This is a genomic window from Mesorhizobium sp. WSM1343 (genome assembly GCF_055901535.1).
In genome coordinates, this window is the sequence record NZ_CM148370.1 from 517,359 (window position 1) to 535,721 (window position 18,363).

Annotated in this window: 21 protein-coding genes and 1 pseudogene; 8 read left to right on the plus strand and 14 right to left on the minus strand. The window is 63.1% G+C overall.

Annotation, left to right across the window (positions count from 1 at the left end; all coding sequences use genetic code 11):
* Position 1 precedes the first annotated feature (1 nt).
* A complete protein-coding gene (locus tag AC0NIL_RS02365) occupies positions 2–1,786 on the minus strand; it encodes a sensor histidine kinase (RefSeq protein WP_024501992.1) in 1,785 nt (594 codons plus the stop codon).
* 20 nt (positions 1,787–1,806) lie between these two features.
* Positions 1,807–2,508: a response regulator transcription factor gene (locus tag AC0NIL_RS02370; RefSeq protein WP_013528337.1), complete on the minus strand. Its 702-nt coding sequence runs from the start codon at positions 2,506–2,508 to the stop codon at positions 1,807–1,809.
* A 343-nt stretch (positions 2,509–2,851) separates the two neighbouring features.
* On the opposite strand from AC0NIL_RS02370, the gene AC0NIL_RS02375 reads away from it, so the two are divergent.
* Together AC0NIL_RS02375 and arfB are read left to right on the plus strand one after the other, a co-directional pair.
* Positions 2,852–4,462 (plus strand): phosphoenolpyruvate carboxykinase, encoded by a 1,611-nt coding sequence (locus AC0NIL_RS02375; RefSeq protein ID WP_027161030.1) that lies wholly within the window; start codon positions 2,852–2,854, stop codon positions 4,460–4,462.
* An 83-nt stretch (positions 4,463–4,545) separates the two neighbouring features.
* On the plus strand, positions 4,546–4,983 hold the full coding sequence (arfB, locus tag AC0NIL_RS02380; RefSeq protein WP_027161031.1) for an alternative ribosome rescue aminoacyl-tRNA hydrolase ArfB: 438 nt from the start codon (positions 4,546–4,548) through the stop codon (positions 4,981–4,983).
* 251 nt (positions 4,984–5,234) lie between these two features.
* Here arfB and AC0NIL_RS02385 read toward each other — a convergent pair whose 3' ends face one another.
* From AC0NIL_RS02385 to AC0NIL_RS02395, 3 genes are read right to left on the minus strand one after another with little or no spacing between them, the layout of a single operon-like run.
* Positions 5,235–6,485: an NAD(P)/FAD-dependent oxidoreductase gene (locus tag AC0NIL_RS02385; RefSeq protein ID WP_275953218.1), complete on the minus strand. Its 1,251-nt coding sequence runs from the start codon at positions 6,483–6,485 to the stop codon at positions 5,235–5,237.
* Positions 6,482–7,201, minus strand: coding sequence for a methyltransferase domain-containing protein (locus AC0NIL_RS02390; protein ID WP_275953219.1), 720 nt, complete (start codon positions 7,199–7,201; stop codon positions 6,482–6,484). Before AC0NIL_RS02390 ends, AC0NIL_RS02385 begins: the two co-directional genes overlap by 4 nt.
* Positions 7,198–8,265 carry a type III polyketide synthase gene (locus tag AC0NIL_RS02395; protein ID WP_275953220.1) on the minus strand — a complete coding sequence of 356 codons (1,068 nt, stop codon included), beginning with the start codon at positions 8,263–8,265 and terminating at the stop codon, positions 7,198–7,200. Before AC0NIL_RS02395 ends, AC0NIL_RS02390 begins: the two co-directional genes overlap by 4 nt.
* 213 nt (positions 8,266–8,478) lie before the next feature.
* Between AC0NIL_RS02395 and AC0NIL_RS02400 the strand changes: the two are divergent.
* The 3 genes and pseudogenes from AC0NIL_RS02400 to AC0NIL_RS02410 all read left to right on the plus strand — a co-directional run.
* Positions 8,479–8,721, plus strand: a pseudogene (locus AC0NIL_RS02400) (alternative ribosome rescue aminoacyl-tRNA hydrolase ArfB); the annotation flags it as partial.
* Positions 8,722–8,811: 90 nt separating this feature from the next.
* Positions 8,812–9,285: a peptidoglycan-binding protein LysM gene (gene lysM / locus AC0NIL_RS02405; protein WP_013528340.1), complete on the plus strand. Its 474-nt coding sequence runs from the start codon at positions 8,812–8,814 to the stop codon at positions 9,283–9,285.
* 102 nt (positions 9,286–9,387) lie between these two features.
* Positions 9,388–10,017, plus strand: a complete 630-nt coding sequence (locus AC0NIL_RS02410; protein ID WP_013528341.1) for an alpha-ketoglutarate-dependent dioxygenase AlkB family protein — start codon at positions 9,388–9,390, stop codon at positions 10,015–10,017.
* Here the strand turns inward: AC0NIL_RS02410 and coaA are convergent.
* The 9 genes from coaA to hisB all read right to left on the minus strand — a co-directional run bounded on the left by coaA (position 10,004) and on the right by hisB (position 15,885).
* Positions 10,004–10,963: a type I pantothenate kinase gene (gene coaA, locus AC0NIL_RS02415; RefSeq protein WP_275953221.1), complete on the minus strand. Its 960-nt coding sequence runs from the start codon at positions 10,961–10,963 to the stop codon at positions 10,004–10,006. The genes AC0NIL_RS02410 and coaA overlap by 14 nt on opposite strands.
* 24 nt (positions 10,964–10,987) lie before the next feature.
* Positions 10,988–11,311: a phosphoribosyl-ATP diphosphatase gene (locus AC0NIL_RS02420; protein WP_275953222.1), complete on the minus strand. Its 324-nt coding sequence runs from the start codon at positions 11,309–11,311 to the stop codon at positions 10,988–10,990.
* A gap of 70 nt (positions 11,312–11,381) precedes the next feature.
* Positions 11,382–12,176 (minus strand): imidazole glycerol phosphate synthase subunit HisF, encoded by a 795-nt coding sequence (hisF, locus tag AC0NIL_RS02425; RefSeq protein WP_024501998.1) that lies wholly within the window; start codon positions 12,174–12,176, stop codon positions 11,382–11,384.
* Complete coding sequence (locus AC0NIL_RS02430) at positions 12,173–13,009, minus strand: arginase family protein (protein ID WP_063169781.1); 837 nt, start codon at positions 13,007–13,009, stop codon at positions 12,173–12,175. Before AC0NIL_RS02430 ends, hisF begins: the two co-directional genes overlap by 4 nt.
* On the minus strand, positions 13,006–13,749 hold the full coding sequence (gene hisA / locus AC0NIL_RS02435) for a 1-(5-phosphoribosyl)-5-[(5-phosphoribosylamino)methylideneamino]imidazole-4-carboxamide isomerase (RefSeq protein WP_013528346.1): 744 nt from the start codon (positions 13,747–13,749) through the stop codon (positions 13,006–13,008). Before hisA ends, AC0NIL_RS02430 begins: the two co-directional genes overlap by 4 nt.
* A gap of 4 nt (positions 13,750–13,753) precedes the next feature.
* A complete protein-coding gene (locus tag AC0NIL_RS02440) occupies positions 13,754–14,044 on the minus strand; it encodes a DUF1330 domain-containing protein (RefSeq protein ID WP_013528347.1) in 291 nt (96 codons plus the stop codon).
* Positions 14,045–14,130: 86 nt separating this feature from the next.
* A complete protein-coding gene (hisH, locus tag AC0NIL_RS02445; RefSeq protein ID WP_275953224.1) occupies positions 14,131–14,781 on the minus strand; it encodes an imidazole glycerol phosphate synthase subunit HisH in 651 nt (216 codons plus the stop codon).
* 23 nt (positions 14,782–14,804) lie between these two features.
* A complete protein-coding gene (locus AC0NIL_RS02450) occupies positions 14,805–15,281 on the minus strand; it encodes a DUF2628 domain-containing protein (RefSeq protein ID WP_275953225.1) in 477 nt (158 codons plus the stop codon).
* A gap of 4 nt (positions 15,282–15,285) precedes the next feature.
* Entirely contained in the window at positions 15,286–15,885 is a 600-nt protein-coding gene (gene hisB, locus AC0NIL_RS02455) for an imidazoleglycerol-phosphate dehydratase HisB (protein ID WP_024502002.1), read from the minus strand.
* Positions 15,886–16,127: 242 nt separating this feature from the next.
* On the opposite strand from hisB, the gene hslV reads away from it, so the two are divergent.
* Genes hslV through AC0NIL_RS02470 form a run of 3 tightly spaced genes read left to right on the plus strand, consistent with a single transcriptional unit; the run spans position 16,128 to position 18,341 of the window.
* Positions 16,128–16,679 carry an ATP-dependent protease subunit HslV gene (gene hslV, locus AC0NIL_RS02460; protein WP_013528351.1) on the plus strand — a complete coding sequence of 184 codons (552 nt, stop codon included), beginning with the start codon at positions 16,128–16,130 and terminating at the stop codon, positions 16,677–16,679.
* Complete coding sequence (locus AC0NIL_RS02465) at positions 16,669–17,184, plus strand: GNAT family N-acetyltransferase (protein WP_024502003.1); 516 nt, start codon at positions 16,669–16,671, stop codon at positions 17,182–17,184. Before hslV ends, AC0NIL_RS02465 begins: the two co-directional genes overlap by 11 nt.
* A complete protein-coding gene (locus AC0NIL_RS02470) occupies positions 17,181–18,341 on the plus strand; it encodes a hypothetical protein (RefSeq protein WP_027161037.1) in 1,161 nt (386 codons plus the stop codon). The genes AC0NIL_RS02465 and AC0NIL_RS02470 overlap by 4 nt, the downstream gene beginning before the upstream one ends.
* Positions 18,342–18,363 lie beyond the last annotated feature (22 nt).

The following is an 18,363-nucleotide window of genomic DNA, read 5'->3' on the forward strand; positions in this document are numbered from 1 at the left end:
CTCAGCCTTCGGCCGGCAACGTCACCACAAAACGCGCGCCTTTGATCTCGCCGGGTTTGGTGCCGGGGATGTTTTCGGCGGTTAGCGTGCCGCCATGGGCCTCGACGATTTGCCTGGATATCGACAGGCCAAGGCCCGAATTCTGGCCGAATGCCTCGCCGGCCGGCCGATCCGTGTAGAAGCGCTCGAAGATGCGGTCGATGTTGTCGGCGCGGATGCCGGGGCCATTGTCGTCGATGGTGACGATGTTGAACTTGCCGGCACGCGCCAGCGACAGGCTGATGTGGCCATGATCCTCGGGAACGAAGGAACGGGCGTTCTCGATCAAATTGGTGATGACCTGGCCGATGCGCAGATCATGGCCGACGACGACATAGCCTTTGACGCCCTGCGGCAGTTTGGCGGCCTTGAACTCGATCTCGACCGCCTTCTTGTTGCGCGTCGCTTCGCGCGAAACGGCGACCAGATCGGTGATGAATTTCTTCAAATCGACCGTTCCCGCATCTTCACGCGCGAGTTCCGCGTCCAGGCGCGATGCGTCGGAAATATCGGTGATGAGCCGGTCGAGCCGCCTGACATCGTGCTGGATGATATCCATCAGCCGGCCGCGCGAATCGTCGTTCTTGGCCAGCGGCAGGGTCTCCACCGCGCTGCGCAGCGACGTCAGCGGGTTCTTCAGCTCGTGCGAGACATCGGCCGCGAAGCTTTCGATCGCCTCGATCCGGGCGTAGAGCGCGTTGGTCATGTCGCGGATGGCGATCGACAGATTGCCGATCTCGTCCTGGCGGTCGGAAAAGTCGGGGATCTCTTCACGGCTCTTGACGCCGCGCCGCACTCGCACCGCCGCCGCCGACAGCCGGCGCAGCGGATTGGCGATGGTCGAGGCGAGCAGCATCGACAGGATGGCGGTGACAAGGGCCGCGATGCCGAAGACGCGCAGGATCGCCTTGCGCTCGGCGGCGACGATCTTGTCGATGTCGCCGCCTTCGGTCGACAGCATCAGCACGCCCAGGACGGCACGAAAGCGCTGGATCGGCACCGCCACCGAAACGATCTGCTCGCCCTGCTCGCTGACGCGCACGATGGTCGAAGGGCTGCCGGTGAGCGCCTTGACCACTTCCGGGAAAGCGGCGCCATTGCCGCCCGGCTGCTCGTGATAGACCGGCAGCTCGGTGTTGCGGAAGAAGTCGAAGACGAATTTCTGGATGCGCTCGACCAGATCGGGCTCTTCTTCCTCGACCGGCGGCAGGTCGTAGCGCAGGATCTGGCCACGCGAATAGAGGTGGCGCGAATCGAGCAGCAGATTGGCGTCGCGGTCATAGATGCGGGCGCGGGTCCTGGTCGGCGAGATCAGCCTTCGCAGCACCGGGGCGACACGCTCCGGGTTGATGGGGAAATCGAGATTGTCGAGCTGGTCGGAGCCCGGCCCCAGGCTTTCGCCGGCCTGCAGTTCAAGCAGCTTTTCCGGGTCGATGCTGATCGAATCCGTCTCGACCGTCGCCGAAGCGGCAATGGCGCCGGCGATGATCTCGCCCTGGGTCATCAGGCTTTCGACGCGGGCGTCGATCAGCCCGTCGCGGAAGGTGTTGAGATAGAGGATGCCGGTCACCAGCACGGCGAGGCCGGCAAGGTTGAGGAACAGGATACGCCGCGTCAGGCTGGAAAAGATGTGATGGCCAAGGAAGCGGCGCATCGGCACCGTGATCTTCGAGACGAAGGACGGCATGATCCGCGACGGCCGCCTGGAGGCGCCCGCCGGTCTTGTTCGCTGTGCTTCCACTGCCATCGAATAGCAGGCCCTGCTACTTATGCTTCGCGGAACCGGTATCCGACTCCGTAAAGGGTTTCGATCATCTCGAAGTCGTCGTCGACGGCCTTGAACTTCTTGCGCAGCCGCTTGATGTGGCTGTCGATGGTGCGGTCGTCGACATAGACCTGTTCATCATAAGCCGAATCCATCAGCGCATCACGGCTTTTTACGACACCGGGACGCTGCGCCAGCGAATGCAGGATCAGGAACTCGGTGACGGTGAGCGTCACCGGCTCGCCCTTCCAGGTGCAGGTGTGGCGCTCCTGGTCCATGACGAGCTGGCCGCGCTCGAGAGAGCGGGCCTGCTGGCTGGGTGTCTTGGCGGCGGCCTCGCGGGCACTGGCGCGGCGCAGCACGGCGCGCACGCGCTCGACCAGCAGGCGCTGTGAGAAGGGTTTGCGGATGAAATCGTCGGCACCCATCTTGAGGCCGAACAATTCGTCGATCTCGTCGTCCTTGGAGGTCAGGAAGATCACCGGCAGGTCGGACTTCTGGCGCATCCGGCGCAGCAGTTCCATGCCGTCCATGCGCGGCATCTTGATGTCGAGGATGGCAAGGTTCGGCGGGCGTGCCGCCAGGCCTTCCAGCGCCGACGCACCATCCGTGTATGTCTCGACGCGATACCCCTCGGATTCCAGGGCGATCGACACCGATGTCAGAATGTTGCGGTCGTCATCGACAAGCGCGATTGTTGCCATTTCAAGCGGCTCCCTCATGAGCTGTCCCTTCTGTCGTAGAGAAGGGGCTTTTGCAGGACAAATTAGGTACAAAATGTGGCATAGGCCTTGTCCGCTGTCACGCGCGGCATGCCGGCGGCCACAATCCTACCTCGACATGGATTGGACGAACGTACATCGCCAATCCTTTGGGCAACCGCGAAACTTTTTGCACATATAAACGATTTAAACAACTTTCAAAATATTTAAATCGATTAATGATTTGATATCATTTGGCTTTTCTGGTTCTGACCATCTCAGCCCGCGTAGTGGGCGTGCCGGGAAGGTGCCGGCAAAGATGCGGCAAATCCAAGAGGGACACTCGATGTCGGAAGTCGGCAAACGCAATTCCGCCTGCGCGATCGATCATATCGGCCTGAAAACCACCGGCGTGGTGCGCTATAATTTCGGTGCGGCTGCCCTTTATGAGGACTCGATCCGGCGCGGCGAAGCCCGCTTGACGGCACATGGCGCGCTGGTCGCCGAAACAGGCCAGCACACCGGCCGCTCGCCCAAGGACAAGTTTGTCGTCCGCAACAGTGACACCGAACCGCACGTCTGGTGGGACAACAACAAGGCAATTTCACAAGCCCAGTTCGACACGCTGCTCGCCGATTTCCAGGCGCATGCCGCGGACAAGGATCTATACGTCCAGGACCTGATCGGCGGCGCCGATGCGGAGCTGAAGCTGCCGACCAGGGTGGTCACCGAATTTGCCTGGCACTCGCTGTTCATCCGCAATCTGCTCATTCGTCCCGATGCCGCCGAGCTCGAGCATTTCGTGCCTGATATGACGATCATCGACCTGCCGTCCTTCCGCGCCGATCCCGCCCGCCACGGCAGCCGCACCGAAACGGTGATCGCCGTGGATCTCACGCGCAAGGTCGTGCTGATCGGCGGCACCTCCTATGCCGGCGAGATGAAGAAGTCGGTGTTCACCATGCTCAACTATCTGCTGCCGGCGAAAGGCGTGATGCCGATGCATTGCTCGGCCAACGAGGGTACGTCCGGCGACGCCGCCATCTTCTTCGGCCTGTCGGGCACCGGCAAAACGACACTCTCGGCCGATCCCTCGCGCACGCTGATCGGCGACGACGAGCATGGCTGGGGACCCCACGGCATCTTCAATTTCGAAGGCGGCTGCTACGCCAAGACGATCAAGCTGTCGGCGGAAGCCGAGCCGGAAATCTTCGCCACCACGCAGCGCTTCGGCACGGTGCTGGAAAATGTCGTGCTCGACGCTGATGGCGTGCCGGATTTCAACGACGGAAGGCTGACCGAAAACACACGCTGCGCCTACCCGCTGGATTTCATCCCCAACGCCAGCAAGACCGGCCGCGCCAACCATCCGAAGAACATCATCATGCTGACCGCCGATGCGTTCGGCGTGATGCCGCCGATCGCGCGGCTGACCCCGGCGCAGGCGATGTATCATTTCCTCTCCGGCTACACCGCCAAGGTGGCCGGAACCGAAAAGGGCGTGACCGAGCCCGAAGCGACGTTTTCGACCTGTTTCGGCGCCCCGTTCATGCCGCGCCATCCATCGGAATACGGCAATCTGCTGCGCGAGCTGATTGCCCACCACGGCGCCGATTGCTGGCTGGTCAACACCGGCTGGACCGGCGGCGCCTACGGCACCGGCAAGCGCATGCCGATCAAGGCGACGCGGGCCTTGCTTGCCGCCGCACTCGACGGCTCGCTCAAGACGGCCGAGTTCCGCACCGACCCTCATTTCGGTTTCGAGGTGCCGGTGGCGGTTCGAGGCGTCGACAGCGCCATTCTCGACCCGCGCTCCACCTGGGCCGACAAGGCCGGCTATGACCGGCAGGCGGCAAGGCTGGTCGGCATGTTCGCCGTCAATTTCGAGAAATTCGAAAGCCATGTCGATGCCGTGGTGCTGGGTGCGGCGCCGCGCATGCAGGAAGCGGCGGAGTAATCGCGCTACGGGGTTCAGCTTCGTTGAAAGGCCCGGTTCGATCGGGCCTTTTCTTTTTCGATCCGCCGCGCCATGACTGCGGCATGGCGAGCGACGACAATATCTTCATATCAGGCGATGCGGTGATCCATCCGGGCGACCTGCACGAGGATTTCATCCGCTCGTCCGGTCCCGGCGGCCAGAACGTCAACAAGGTGGCGACGGCGGTGCAACTGCGCTTCGACGCCGCCAACGCAGCGGGTCTGTCGGAGCGCGTGCGCGAGCGGACGATCAAGCTTGCCGGCCAGCGTGCCACCAAGGACGGCGTCATCGTCATCGAAGCGGGCCGCTTCCGCACCCAGGAACAGAACCGGGCGGACGCCCGGGCACGGCTGACGGCATTGGTCGCCAAGGCCGCCGAGCCGCCACCGCCGCCGCGCAAGAAGACGCGGCCGTCGAAAGGTGCCGTGGAACGGCGGCTGAAGAGCAAGGCCGGGCGCGGCACGATCAAGAAACTGCGCGGCCGGGTGGAGAACGATTAAGCACCACACCAATCACGCGCACAAAACGACTTCCCAAGCACGCTCACTCAAAGGAAATATTGCGCCCTGGCGGAAATTCTCCCGGATCGGGCAGAGCGTCCGTAGACGCGGCGCGTCCACGTCTGATTGCATTGCATTCATGAAAGTTGGCTTGCAAATAGCAAGACCGTATGCAGAACGCCGGACGCCGGCGGGAATATTCCATAGCTTGGCTCTCGGCCCTGCGAGCAGCGGGAGTGCCGCAGCATCGGTCAAACAAGACCGGGGATCGGCCTCGTCTTGCCGCTCATATGGGCGCCCAGTGTCAATGCTCGCGGGAAATTCCGAACAGCCGCCGCCATCAAGGCGGGACCGGCGGGGCTGAGGGCTATTCGGGCGAGGACTGCAGCTGCGTGAACCCGCGTCGAAAACAATTCTCTCCAGGCCGCTTGATAGCGTCTGCCGGCCAGTTCGCGCCCGGCTCGGCCGCGTGGCGCGCGCGCGAGTTCCTCGGCCAGCAGCCAACCGGACTGAAGCGCCATTGAAATGCCTTCGGCGATGATCGGATGCGACTCGCCTGCGGCGTTGCCGACGCGGAAGATATCCCGCTCGTAACAGGAGCGGATGCCAGGCTGGATTGGACCTGCGGCAAGCCACGGACCATCGAGGTGGACTCCATCCAGAGCATCGCTCACGCCTCGGCAAGAAGCCATGAGATGGCGAAACACCGCTTCAGCAGCCGACACTTGGCCATCCTGTTTGGGGCCATCCCATCCGGAGCTACGGTTCCTGCGCAGTCGGGCGAGCATGTCGCGCCTTATGCAGCACGAGATCGACAGCCGGCCATGATCGGCCAGGACCATGCCGCCGTAGCCGCCGGGAAACGCCAGCAACGGCATCAGATCAGGCGCGAGTGACGACCCGGTGAAATGCGCCTTGAAGCCAAGCAAGTCCGACGGGTGGCTGGTCTTTTGGAGTTGGCTTGGCAGCGGTCCCGGTTCCCAGGAACCGTGCGCTCCAACAATTACCGGCGCCCGCAAGGTCGTCGTCTCGTCGCCCGAATTCTCGTCCCTCGCCTGAATGCGCACCCTTTGCATGTCCTCGTCCCGCTCGATGGCGACCGCCCGGCAAGGCTGGAATATCTCGGCGCCCGCCGATCGCGCCGCCTGCAAGAGCAGAGCGTCGAGAACGTCCCGGCCCAGCGCCCGGCCGAAGCCGTCGTTTGCAGCGAGCCCATATTTTGCACCCGGCATAGGCGCCTCGACGCAGGTCTCGCTGGAAAAGAAACCGACGCGGCGGACTTCGGGGCCGGCGTTGGCGCGCCAAGCATCGCCGATGTCCAGACGGTCGAGCAGAGCGATGTTACTCGCCGAGATGTACTCGCCGCAGACTTTGCGGCGGGGGAATGCACTCTTTTCCACAATGGCCACGGCCCATCCGCGCAGGGCCAGCGCCAGCGCGACGGAGGAACCTGCGGGGCCTGCGCCTATGATGATGGCATCGTAGGTCGACAATCGCGTCATGGGTCACTACCGGCATTGGTACTGGCGCCGACGAATACGTGCGAAAAGGGACCAACGCGCCGCTCTCTCAATGACTTGCCATTCGCTGCAAGCCAGAGAGCAGATAGCTCCCTGCCGCGAAAGCCGGCGCGCACGCTCTGGGCCGCGTCATGTCGGGTGACGTCGTTGGCGCCGATCGCCAGGAGAAGCCGGGCTGCGGCGAGCGCCGACATTGCCCTCTGCGGTTCGATCGCCAGGAGCAGCGGGGCCTTCGGCGCCAGCAGCAAAAACAGACGCACCAGCTCTGCGTCGTCGAAATGATGCAGGAAAAGATTCACAGTGATAGCGTCGAAGCCCCTGCCGTCAGTTCTTTCCATCCAGTCGAAGACGTCGGCGGTGATACCTTCGACAGCCCATCCCAGCCTGTCGAACTCGGCCGAAAGTTCAGTGGTGACGAGGCCGACGCGATCGAGGAGCGTCAGTTCGACCTCAGGCCAATGCCTGGCGATGCGCCGCGCCACTGCGAGCATGGAGGTACCGTCGCCAGCGCCGATCTCCAGAATGCGACGTGGTGGCGTTGGCACGAATTTCCGCAACAATGACGCCATGATCGGCGCCTGAAACATCAACGCATTAATACGTCGAAGGTCACGGCGCGACGCGCGCGCCCGCGGATCGTCGGCTGCAAGCCCGTCAAGGATTTCCGGGACAAGGCTGCGGTGGCTGAGCGAATTCATGACACGGTTCGAAAAAGCATGGTTTCGGCCGTCAATCCGGGTCCGAACGACATGCCGCAGCCAAGCAGTCCGGACGGCGCCCTCAGCATCTCTTCCATCACAAACATGACCGTCGCCGACGACATGTTGCCGTATCGGCGCAGCACATCGCGCGATGGAGTGAGCGCGGTGGGCGCGAGGTTCAGCGCCCTTTCGACGGCGTCAAGAATCGAACGTCCGCCGGGGTGTATGGCCCAGAGATCGATCGCTTCGGTTGGCCGGTTGCCGAGGATGGCGCCCTGGTTGGTCCGCACAATTTCATGAACCGTCGCCGGCACCTGACCGGAAAGAACCATATCGAAGCCGTGGTCGCGAATGCCCCACCTCATCAGGTCCCGCCGCTCGTAGGCGACGGTGCAATGAAAGCTGTCGAGTTCGATGCCGGGCGGCTCGGCGGTGACAAGTGCTGCCGCGCAGCCGTCGCCCCAGAGGCAGAAGGACAGCAGTTTTTCCAGCTCGGCGGTTTCCCTGAGATGCAACGTGCAGAGTTCGATATTGACCAGCAGGACCCTCGATTGCGGGTCGGAGCGAACGATGTGACGGGCCAGCTTGAGGGCGTTGACCGCGGCATAGCAACCCATGAACCCGATCATCGTGCGCTCGACCCTGTCCGACAGACCGCAGCGCTGAATCAGGTCCAAGTCGATACCTGGCGCGGAAAACCCTGTGCAGGTGGTGACGATGAGATGGGTGATGCGTGATGCTTCGTCGCCAAGCTGCAATCCGTCGACGCCTTTTTGTGCCAGCACAGGCGCGGCTTCGCAAAACATCGCCATTCTCGCGGCCGTTCCGGGGAATGCACCACGGACAAAGGTTCCGGCACGATCTACATAGGCCCCCTCGGGGTCGAGGGCGGGCGCAAAGCAGGAATAACGGCTTTCGATGCCGGCAAGGCCGGCCATGCGTTCAAAAATCCTCCGGTGATCGGCAGCAAGCATGGAAGCCGCGAATTGCAGATAGAATTGATGAACCTCATGTTCCGGAACCACTGTCGCGATCCGGTTGATATAGGCGTTGGCAGACATTTCCGGTCTCCCTGGGCGTCGTGCGGCGTCGCGCTGCCGCCAAAGGGTCTTTGCTCAATAGGCACCAATGTTGGTCGCCGGGCTTTGAGCGTTGCCTGTTCCATAAACGTTTCAGAAAACGAGTTTCGTCCCGGACGGGGCGGCCGCCTGCCGGCCCGGCTGACATTGCAGCAGCATTTTCTGCTCAGGGCTGATGTCAATGGGTGGCGCAGCTCATCCCAGCGTACCACCAAGGACGGTATCATCGTCATCGAAGCGGGCCGCTTCCGCACCCAGGAACAGAACCGGGCGGATGCGCGGGCACGGCTGACGGCATTGGTCGCCAAGGCCGCCGAGCCGCCACCGCCGCCGCGCAAGAAGACGGGGCCGTCGAAAGGTGCCGTGGAACGGCGGCTGAAGAGCAAGGCCGGGCGCGGCACGATCAAGAAGCTGCGCGGCCGGGTGGAGAACGATTGAGCACCGCGAAGCTGCAACGCGCGGGTGGCTTCCAATTCTGGGTTGCAGATGGCAAGCTGCGATCACCCACCACAGCAATGGAGACCAACGATGGGCATGTTCGATTTCGTCAAGAGTGTCGGCAAGAAACTGGGCATCGGCGGTGACGACGAAGCCGCACCCACGGCCGACACACTCAAGAAGGAGCTCGATTCGCACAAGCTCGGCACCGATGGCGTCGAGGTCGTCGTCAACGGCGATACGGCGGTGCTGAAGGGTGTGGTCAAGGACCAGTCGATTTTCGAGAAGGCGGTCATCGCCGTCGGCAACACGCTCGGCGTCTCCAAGGTGCAGGCGGACGAATTACAGGTCGCGCCAGCACCTGGCACGGCCGCCGCCCCGGCCAAGGAGCCCACCTTTTACACCGTGAAGAAGGGCGACAATCTCTGGAAGATCGCCGAGAAAAGCTACGGCAAGGGCCAAGGCGTCAAGAACACGGTCATATTCGAGGCCAACAAGCCGATGCTGACCCATCCCGACAAGATCTATCCGGGCCAGGTGCTGCGCATCCCCGACCTCGCCTGATCGGCGACTGCCAATTCGACAAGAGCGGCGGCTTTCGGGTCGCCGTTTTCATTTGATCGTGACATTTTACGGTTCCGAACCATCCAAAAGGTGATCGAATCCGTGCTCGTTCTGCCCAAAGGCGTCCGCCACATGCCGGCCTACCTGTCACGCACCGTGCAGGAAGAACTGGTCGACGAGGTGAGACGGATCGTGCAGCAGGCGCCGCTGTTCGTGCCGGCCATGCCGCGCACCGGCAAGGAGATGAGCGTGCGCATGACCAATTGCGGGCCGCTGGGCTGGGTCACCGACAAGGAGCACGGCTATCGTTACCAGCCGGCGCATCCGCTAACCGGGGCGCCTTGGCCGCCAATTCCGGATGCGCTGCTCGACCTGTGGCGCGAGGTCTCGGGCTATCCGCATCCGCCGGAAGCGTGCCTGATCAATTTCTACACGGCGGATGCGAAGATGGGCCTGCATCAGGACCGCGACGAGGCCGACTTTTCGGCGCCGGTCGTCTCCGTCTCGCTCGGCGACGACTGCCTGTTCCGGGTTGGCCAGACCACGCGTGATGGCGCCACCAAGTCGTTCAGGCTGCAAAGCGGTGATGTCGTGGTGCTCGGCGGCGAGGGGCGGCTGTGCTTTCACGGCGTCGATCGGATCTATCCCTCGACCTCGGCGCTGCTGAAAAACGGTGGGCGGATCAATCTGACATTGCGACGGGTGACGAAGCCGGCCGTCACAGCTTCCTAAGCGCCACTTCCTCGATCAGGTGGTCGGCGCCCTTGCGCAGGATCAAGTCGGCGCGGGCCCGCGTCGGCAGGATGTTCTCGCGCAGATTCTTCAAATTGATGTTGGTCCACAGGCCTTCGGCGATGGCGCGCGCCGAACCCTCCGACAGCTGCGAGTAGCGGTGAAAGAAGGAGTCCGGATTGCGGAATGCGGTCTCACGCAGCCGCATGAAGCGGGAAATGTACCAGTTGTGGATCAGCTTCTCGTCGGCATCGATGTAGATGGCGAAGTCGAAGAAGTCCGACAGGAAAGGCACGATCTTGCCGTCCTGCGGCAGCTTGCCGGGCTGCAGGACATTGATGCCTTCGAAGATCAATATGTCGGGCCGGTCGATGGTGACGAACTCGCCGGGAATGACGTCATAGGTGAGGTGCGAATAGACCGGCGCGCGGACATCGGGCAGCGCCGACTTGATGCCCGACAGGAAGCGCAGCAGCGCGCCGACATCGTAACTGTCTGGAAAACCCTTGCGCTCCATCAGGTTCTCGCGGCGCAGGACCTCGTTGGGCAGCAGGAAGCCGTCGGTGGTGATGAGATCGACCTTGGGGCTCGACGGCCAGCGCGCCAAAAGCTCCTTCAGCACGCGTGCGGTGGTCGATTTGCCGACCGCGACGGAACCGGCGATGCCGATGATGAAGGGCGTCTTGACCACGTCGACCGCGTTGAAGAAGGCCTGGCGTTGCCGAAACAGCAGCTGGCTCGCTTCGACATGAGCCGACAACAGCCGCGACAGCGACAGATAGATGCGCGTGACCTCTTCGAGATCGATCGGATCGTTGAGCGACCGCAGGCGGCGGAATTCGTCCGCGCTCAGCGTCAGCGGCGTGTCGGCGCGGAATTGCGACCATTGCTCGGCGGAGAAGAAGCGAAACGGGGAATACTTCTCGGTCGGCGCGAGCTGATCCATCGAGATACCTGCCCTTCCTCGCGGTCAGCCCTTGGGCCGTGACGCCTTCTCGGCGATGCCCGAACGCCGGGTGCGGCCTTCGAGCTCCTTGAGCACGTCGCTCAGCAAAACCCCCGAGAGGCCGAGAACGACGAGCCAATGATATATAAGATCGGCACTTTCCGAAACGAGGGCCTGTTTGTCGCCCTTGACGGCGGCAATCACCGTCTCGACCGCTTCCTCGCCGAGTTTCTGCGCCGCCTTGTCGATGCCGCGCGCGAACAGTTTTGCCGTCCACGAGTCCGGGTCGCCGGAATGGGCGCGTTCCCTGATGGTTTCTTCAAGATCTGACAGCGAAAACTCAGCCATGGCGCCATCTATCTGCTTGTTTAGGCATGATCTTTTCCGAAAACCGGTTCCCATTTTTCGGGATCATGCTTTAGGGCCGATTATTCACAGAGTCCAGCCGCATCGGCAGCCCTGCGGCGGCCATATGCGCCTTGGCCTGCGCTATCGTGTAGGTACCGAAATGGAAGATGGACGCGGCCAGCACCGCACCGGCATGGCCGTCGCGAATGCCTTCGACCATGTGGTCGAGCGTGCCGACGCCGCCGGAAGCGATGACCGGCGCGCGCACGGCGTCTGATATCGCGCGGGTCAGCGCGATGTCGTAGCCGGCCTTGGTGCCGTCGCGATCCATCGAGGTCAGCAGGATCTCGCCGGCGCCGCGATCGACCATTTTCCGCGCGAACTCGACCGCGTCGATGCCGGTCTTTTCGCGCCCGCCATGGGTGAAGATTTCCCAGCGGTCGGCCTCACCGGTGGCGGACACTTTCTTGGCGTCGATGGCGACGACGATGCACTGGTTGCCGAACTTGTCGGCGGCCTCGGCAACGAAATCCGGGTTCTTCACCGCCGCCGTGTTGATCGACACCTTGTCCGCGCCGGCCAAGAGCAGCTTCCTGATGTCGGCGACCTGGCGCACGCCGCCGCCGACGGTCAGCGGCATGAAGCATTGTTCGGCGGTGCGTGCGATGACGTCGAAGATGGTTTCGCGATTGTCCGACGAAGCAGTGATGTCGAGGAAGCAAAGCTCGTCGGCGCCGGCCGCGTCATAGGCCTTGGCCGCCTCGACCGGATCGCCGGCGTCGACGAGATCGACGAAGTTGACGCCCTTGACGACACGGCCGTTCTTGACGTCGAGACAGGGGATGACACGGGCTTTCAGCATCAGCGGCCCTCTATCGTGGCGATGAGATCGTTCAGCAACTGGCCGACCAGCGGCGGAACATCGGCCTGCGCGTCGAAAGCCGGATCGTAGGCGGAGACGGTGATGCCGACGACCGGCACCGCAAGCGCCATGGCGCAAGTGGCGTCGCGCAACTGCTCCGGGCTCGGGCCGCCCGAAGTGATATAGCGGTTGGCCTGCAACTCGCGGGGATCATGCACGTCCATATCGAGGTGCATGTGCACGCGTTTGGCGCCGGCGATCTTCAGTCTTTCGGTCGCCTGGGCCACCCCGGCGCATTCCGTCCGCACGATCGGCAGCGTCTCCAGCAGCCGCTTCTCGTCCGGATCGAGATCGCGCGCGTTGACGAGCACGCAACGCGACGGATCGATCGGCTTGAAGCCGGGAATGGCCGACGCCATCGGCCTCCAGCACAGGCCAAGCACCGTCGCCAGCGCCATGCCGTCGAGAAAGCCGTATGCCGATGTCTCGGGCGTGTTGAGGTCGCCATGCTGGTCGGCCCAGATGATCGCATCGGCGTCCTCGCCGGCGACCGCACCGGCTGATGTCAGGCAATTTCCCGCAAGGACGATGGGAAACCGACCGGCGTCACGGGCAAGGCGAACCTCGGTCGCAACCGCGTTGCAGACAGCAAAGCCGGTGGCGATCTCGCGCTCCTGGATGTCTCCGACCCTGCCGATGTCTTCCACCGTAACGTCATGGCCGGCCATGGTCAGCGCGTCGACGAGCCCGCCTGATATCAGTGCGTCCGGGCCCTGGCCCATGCCGCCATGGTAATGACCGCTGTCGTAGGAGGCCAGGATGATGGAGATTTTCACGTCCGCGTCTCCGCCCTGCCCTGCAGGATCGCCAGGGCCTCGGCCGGATCGATGCGGCCGTCATAGAGCGCGCGCCCGGAGATCGCCCCTTCGAGCTTTTGCGCATCGGGCATGGTCATGCGCACGATGTCGGCGATCGAGGCGAGGCCGCCCGACGCGATGACCGGGATCGATACGGCATCGGCGAGATCGATGGTGGCGTCCCAGTTGATGCCGGTCAAAACGCCGTCGCGGTCGATATCGGTGTAGATGATGGCGGCGACTCCGGCGCCCTCGAATTTCCTCGCCAGTTCGACGACGCCGAGGCTCGACGCCTCGGCCCAGCCCTCGACGGCGACCTTGCCGCCCTTGGCGTCGATGCCGACGGCGACCTTGCCCGGAAACGCCTTGCAGGCCTGTCTGACCAGGTCCGGGTCACGCACCGCCACCGTGCCGAGGATGACACGGGCCAGCCCGCGATCGAGCCAGTCCTCGATCTGCGCCAGCGTGCGGATGCCGCCGCCGAGCTGCACAGGGTTCTTCGTCGCCTTGAGGATGGCGCCGACCGCCGCGCTGTTGACGCTCTGGCCCTGGAAGGCGCCGTTGAGGTCGACGACATGCAGCCATTCGAAGCCCTGTTGCTCGAAGGCCCGCGCCTGCGCTGCAGGATCATCGTTGTAGATGGTCGCGGTGGCCATGTCGCCGTGCTTCAGGCGCACGCACTGGCCGTCCTTGAGATCGATGGCGGGGAAAAGGATCATCCGTTCAGGCGCCTTCCACAATGGCGAAATGCGATGTCGAATAGAGACGTCGGAACTTCAGCGCCGCCTGGTATTCGGGCGAATGGAAGCAGGCGAGTGCGACCGCGTAGCTCTCGAACTCGATGATGACATGGCGATTGCCCGACGACCCTTCCGGGCTCGACGACTGACCGCCGCGGGTCAGGAATTTTGCGCCATATTTGTCGAAAGCCGCTTTGTTGGCGGCAATGTATAGCGGATAGTTTTCCGGATCGGTCACCTCGACCATCGCCATCCAGTAACCCTTCTTGCTCATCGGTTTCCCCTTTGCTTGAGCATGATCTCGGGACAAACGGGACCGTTTGTCCGAGAAAACCGGGGTCCACTTTTCGGGATCATGCTCTAGGGCCTCCAGCGCAGGAAATTGGTGATCAGGGCGAGGCCCAGCGCCTGGCTCTTTTCCGGGTGGAATTGCGTGCCGACGAGATTGTCGCGGGCGACGGCCGCCGTCACCGGGCCGCCATAATCGGCGACCGCCAGCACTTCGTCCGGCTTGCGCGCATCGAGGTGGTAGGAGTGCACGAAATAGGCGTGCAGCCCGTTGGTCCCGGTGGGAATGCCGGCAAACAGTGGATGCTGGCGTTTGAGTTCGATCGTGTTCCAGCCGATCTGCGGGATCTTCAGCGCCGGATCGGAAGGCATGATCTCCTTGACGTCGCCCGATATCCAGCCGAAGCCCTCGGTAATTGTCTTTTCAAGGCCGCGCTGCGACATCAGTTGCATGCCGACGCAGATGCCGAGGAAAGGCCGGCCCTTGACGATCGCGACATCCCCGACGGCTTCCCACATGCCTTCGACGGCCTGCAGGCCGGCCGCGCAATCGGCATAGGCGCCGACGCCGGGCAGGACGATGCGATCGGCCGTGCGCACCCGCTCGGCATCGGCCGTCAGGTCGATCTGCGCCGCGATGCCGGCTTCGCGCGCGGCGCGCTCGAAAGCCTTGGTGGCCGAGCGCAGGTTGCCCGAGCCGTAGTCGATGATCGCAACCCGCATCTCAGCTTCTTCCCGGAATCATGTCAGTTTCTTCCCGGTATGTGGGTCAGCCCCAGCGCAATGCCCGGCAGCGCTGGCCGCGCGAGGGCAGCATCGGGGACCATGCGCGGCGCCGGCACAACCTCATCGGCAAGCGCTTCCGCCTCCAGCGCATAGCGTGTGTCGGCTTCGTCGAGCCAACCGGCTTCGACCGCGCCCCACTCGTGCCAACCACGCCGGCGAAGTGCCGCGATGCGCAGGCCTTGCCCTTCCAGGCCGACATAGAGCGAAACCAGCAACGACAGCAGCGACCCGGCCACACCAAGGCCGAGCTTCTGGCCCAGCATCGAAAGCAGGCCCATGACGACGAAGGCAAGTGCTGCTTCGATCCACAGCCGATGCCAGGCGAACCATAGCGGCGGCACCAGGAGGCCCAGCCAGGTGAAGCCATCGCGGACAAAGGCCGTCGCATCAGCCTTTTCGCTGCGGCCTGGCGGTTCCATCACGACGTAGGTGGCCATGGCCTTATCCCTTCAACGATCCTTTGGTGGAGGGAACCGCATCCGGCTGGCGCGGATCGCGTTCGAGAGCAGCGCGCAGCGCGCGCGCCACCGCCTTGAAGCAGGTCTCGGCGATGTGATGGTTGTTGGCGCCATAGTGGTTGGTGACATGCAGCGTAATGCCGGCATTCTGCGCCAGCGCCTGGAAGAACTCGCGCACCAGTTCGGTGTCGAAGGTGCCGATCTTCGGCGACGAGAAGGAAACGTTCCAGACCAGGAAGGGACGGCCGGACACATCGATCGCGGCGCGCGTCAGCGTCTCGTCCATGGCAAGGTCGATCGAGGCATAGCGCATGATGCCGCGCCGCTCGCCGAGCGCCTTGGTCAAGGCCTGGCCGAGCGCGATGCCGGTGTCCTCGACCGTGTGGTGATCGTCGATATGCAGGTCGCCCTTGGCCCTGACCGTCATGTCGATCAGGGAATGGCGCGACAGCTGGTCCAGCATATGATCGAAGAAGCCGACTCCCGTAGCGATATCCGACTTGCCGGAACCGTCGACATGGATCGACACGGAGATGTCGGTTTCCTTGGTCTTACGGCTCGCTTCGGCGGAACGGGGCGGCATCACTCTATCCTTGTCCAGAGGTTCACATCGTGACCGGCTCAGAGGCTTCAAGCGCTCGCAGGCTTGAAAACGAAAGCCTTCTAGCAGCATGATCCGGCGATTGCCAGTTGCCTCCGGCAGCGGTATCGGCCTTGCCAGAGAGCGATTTGCAATCACCGGCCCCATGCATACATATGGCCGATCAAAGTTACTCGTACCGCGCCAATCGCCTTATCGGGATGGCGCTGCTCGGAGCCCAAGAAATGTCCAATGAACTGACCATGCACGCCACGACCATCGTGACGGTGCGCAAGGGCAACAAGGTGGTGATCGCCGGCGACGGCCAGGTCAGCCTTGGCCAGACCATCATGAAGGGCAACGCCAAGAAGGTGCGCCGCATCGGCAAGGGCGGCAATGTGATTGCCGGTTTCGCCGGCGCCACCGCCGACGCCTTCACGCTTTTGGAGCGGCTCGAGGCCAAGCTCGAACAATATCCCGACCAGCTGACGCGCGCCTGCGTCGAGCTCGCCAAGGACTGGCGCACCGACCGCTATCTGCGCCGGCTGGAAGCGATGATGCTGGTGGCAGACAAGTCAGTCTCGCTGGCGCTGACCGGCACCGGCGACGTGCTCGAACCCGAATTCGGCGTCATGGCCATCGGTTCGGGCGGCAATTACGCGCTGGCCGCGGCCCGCGCGCTGATGGACAGCGACAAGGATGCCGAGGAGATCGCCCGCAAGGCGATGCAGATCGCATCCGACATCTGCGTCTACACCAACAACAATTTCGTCGTCGAAACGCTCGATGCCGCCTGAAGAGGTGGTGACCTATGATTTTCGGCCGGTGACGGAGAAAGACCTGCCGATGATCGCCGGCTGGCTTGCCCAGCCGCATGTTGCAGAGTGGTGGGACGATCCGGAGACGGAAATCGCCGGGATTAGCGATCATATCGACTCGATTTCCGTCGAGCCGCTGATCGTCGAGCTCGACGGCAAGCCGATCGCCTATCTGCAGAGCTACGATCCGCATCTGGAAGACGACCACCCCTACGCCGACCAGCCGTTCGGCACGCTCGGCATCGACGTGTCGATAGGCGTGCCGGAGCTGGTCGGGCGTGGCCATGGCTCGGCGATCGTGCGCCAATTCGTCGAACAGCTTTTCGAGGAAGGTGTTCCGCGCGTCATCATCGACCCGGATCCCGCCAATGTCAGGGCGATCCGCGCCTACGAAAAGGCCGGCTTTGTTGCCTTTGACACCAGAACATCGGAGTACGGGCCAGCCCTGATGATGGCGCGCGACGCGACGCAGGAGCCCAATTGATCAGCGCCGAAACCCTCGACAAGGCAGTCGCGAAAGGTTTGATCTCGCAGACCTTGCGCGATCAGTTGGAGGCCATGGAACGCGCGGTCGCTCTCGCCCCCGAGGCCAGGCGCGCCGATGACGAGGGTGACGAGGAAAACCTGCGGCTGGTCGGCGGCGGCAACGATCTGTTCGTCACCGTCGGAACCGTTCTGCTCAGCGCCGGCTTCTTCTTTGTCCTCACCACCTTGCTTCCAGGCCAGACATTCTGGATCGCCGGCATCCTTGCGGTTTTCGCCTGGGGGCTCGCCGAAATCGTCACGCGTCAGCACCGGATGAAGCTATCGTCGTCCGTGCTTGCCCTGATTTTCATGGCCGCCATTCTGGCCGCTCTGGCGCTGCAAGTGGAGGCCAGCTTCGGCATACGCAAGCCGGAAACCATCTGGCAGCTATTGGCGTTGCGCCAGACGGCGTCCCGGGCCGGATATCTGTTCCTGGGCGGAGGAATAATCGCGGCGGCAATCTATTTCTGGCGCTTTCGCGTCCCCATCATTGCCGGGACCATCGCCATCGCCTTCACACTGCTTGCCTTCCTGCAAACGGCGATAATCCTGTATGACAGTGTGACAACCGGCGCGATTGCGCCGCCGCGCCTCGAGGACGTTCCCGAATTGCTTCGCGCGGCTCTTTACATGCCGCTGATCTGCGGCCTGATCGTGTTCGCAACGGGTGTCGCTTTTGACATTTACGACAGGGATCGACGCAAGATCTGGTCCGATTGCGCTTTCTGGCTGCATGTCGTCTCGGCGCCGATGCTGGTGCATCCGCTCTTTATCATGGCAACCGGCCAAAACGTCGTATTCGGACATATCGCGCCGGATGCCAATGCAACCATCATGCTGACGATTCTGATCCTTGGCTTCCTCTATGTCGCGCTGGCCATAGACCGCCGTTCGCTTCTGGTTCCTACATTGGCTTACTTCGGCTCGCTGGGCATCTATTATCTGGTGAATTCCGCCTCCGATTCGACGGGCATCCCGCCTTTTGCCTTGATCCTGGTCGTTGTTGGCGCGCTGATTATCCTGTTCGGGGCCGGCTGGCAGCGTATCCGGCGGATTGTGGTCAACCCCACCTTGCCGGCGGCCGTGATCCGCCGGCTACCGCCGCTGAAGGCGTGACAGGGCTTTGTGATGGTCGAGA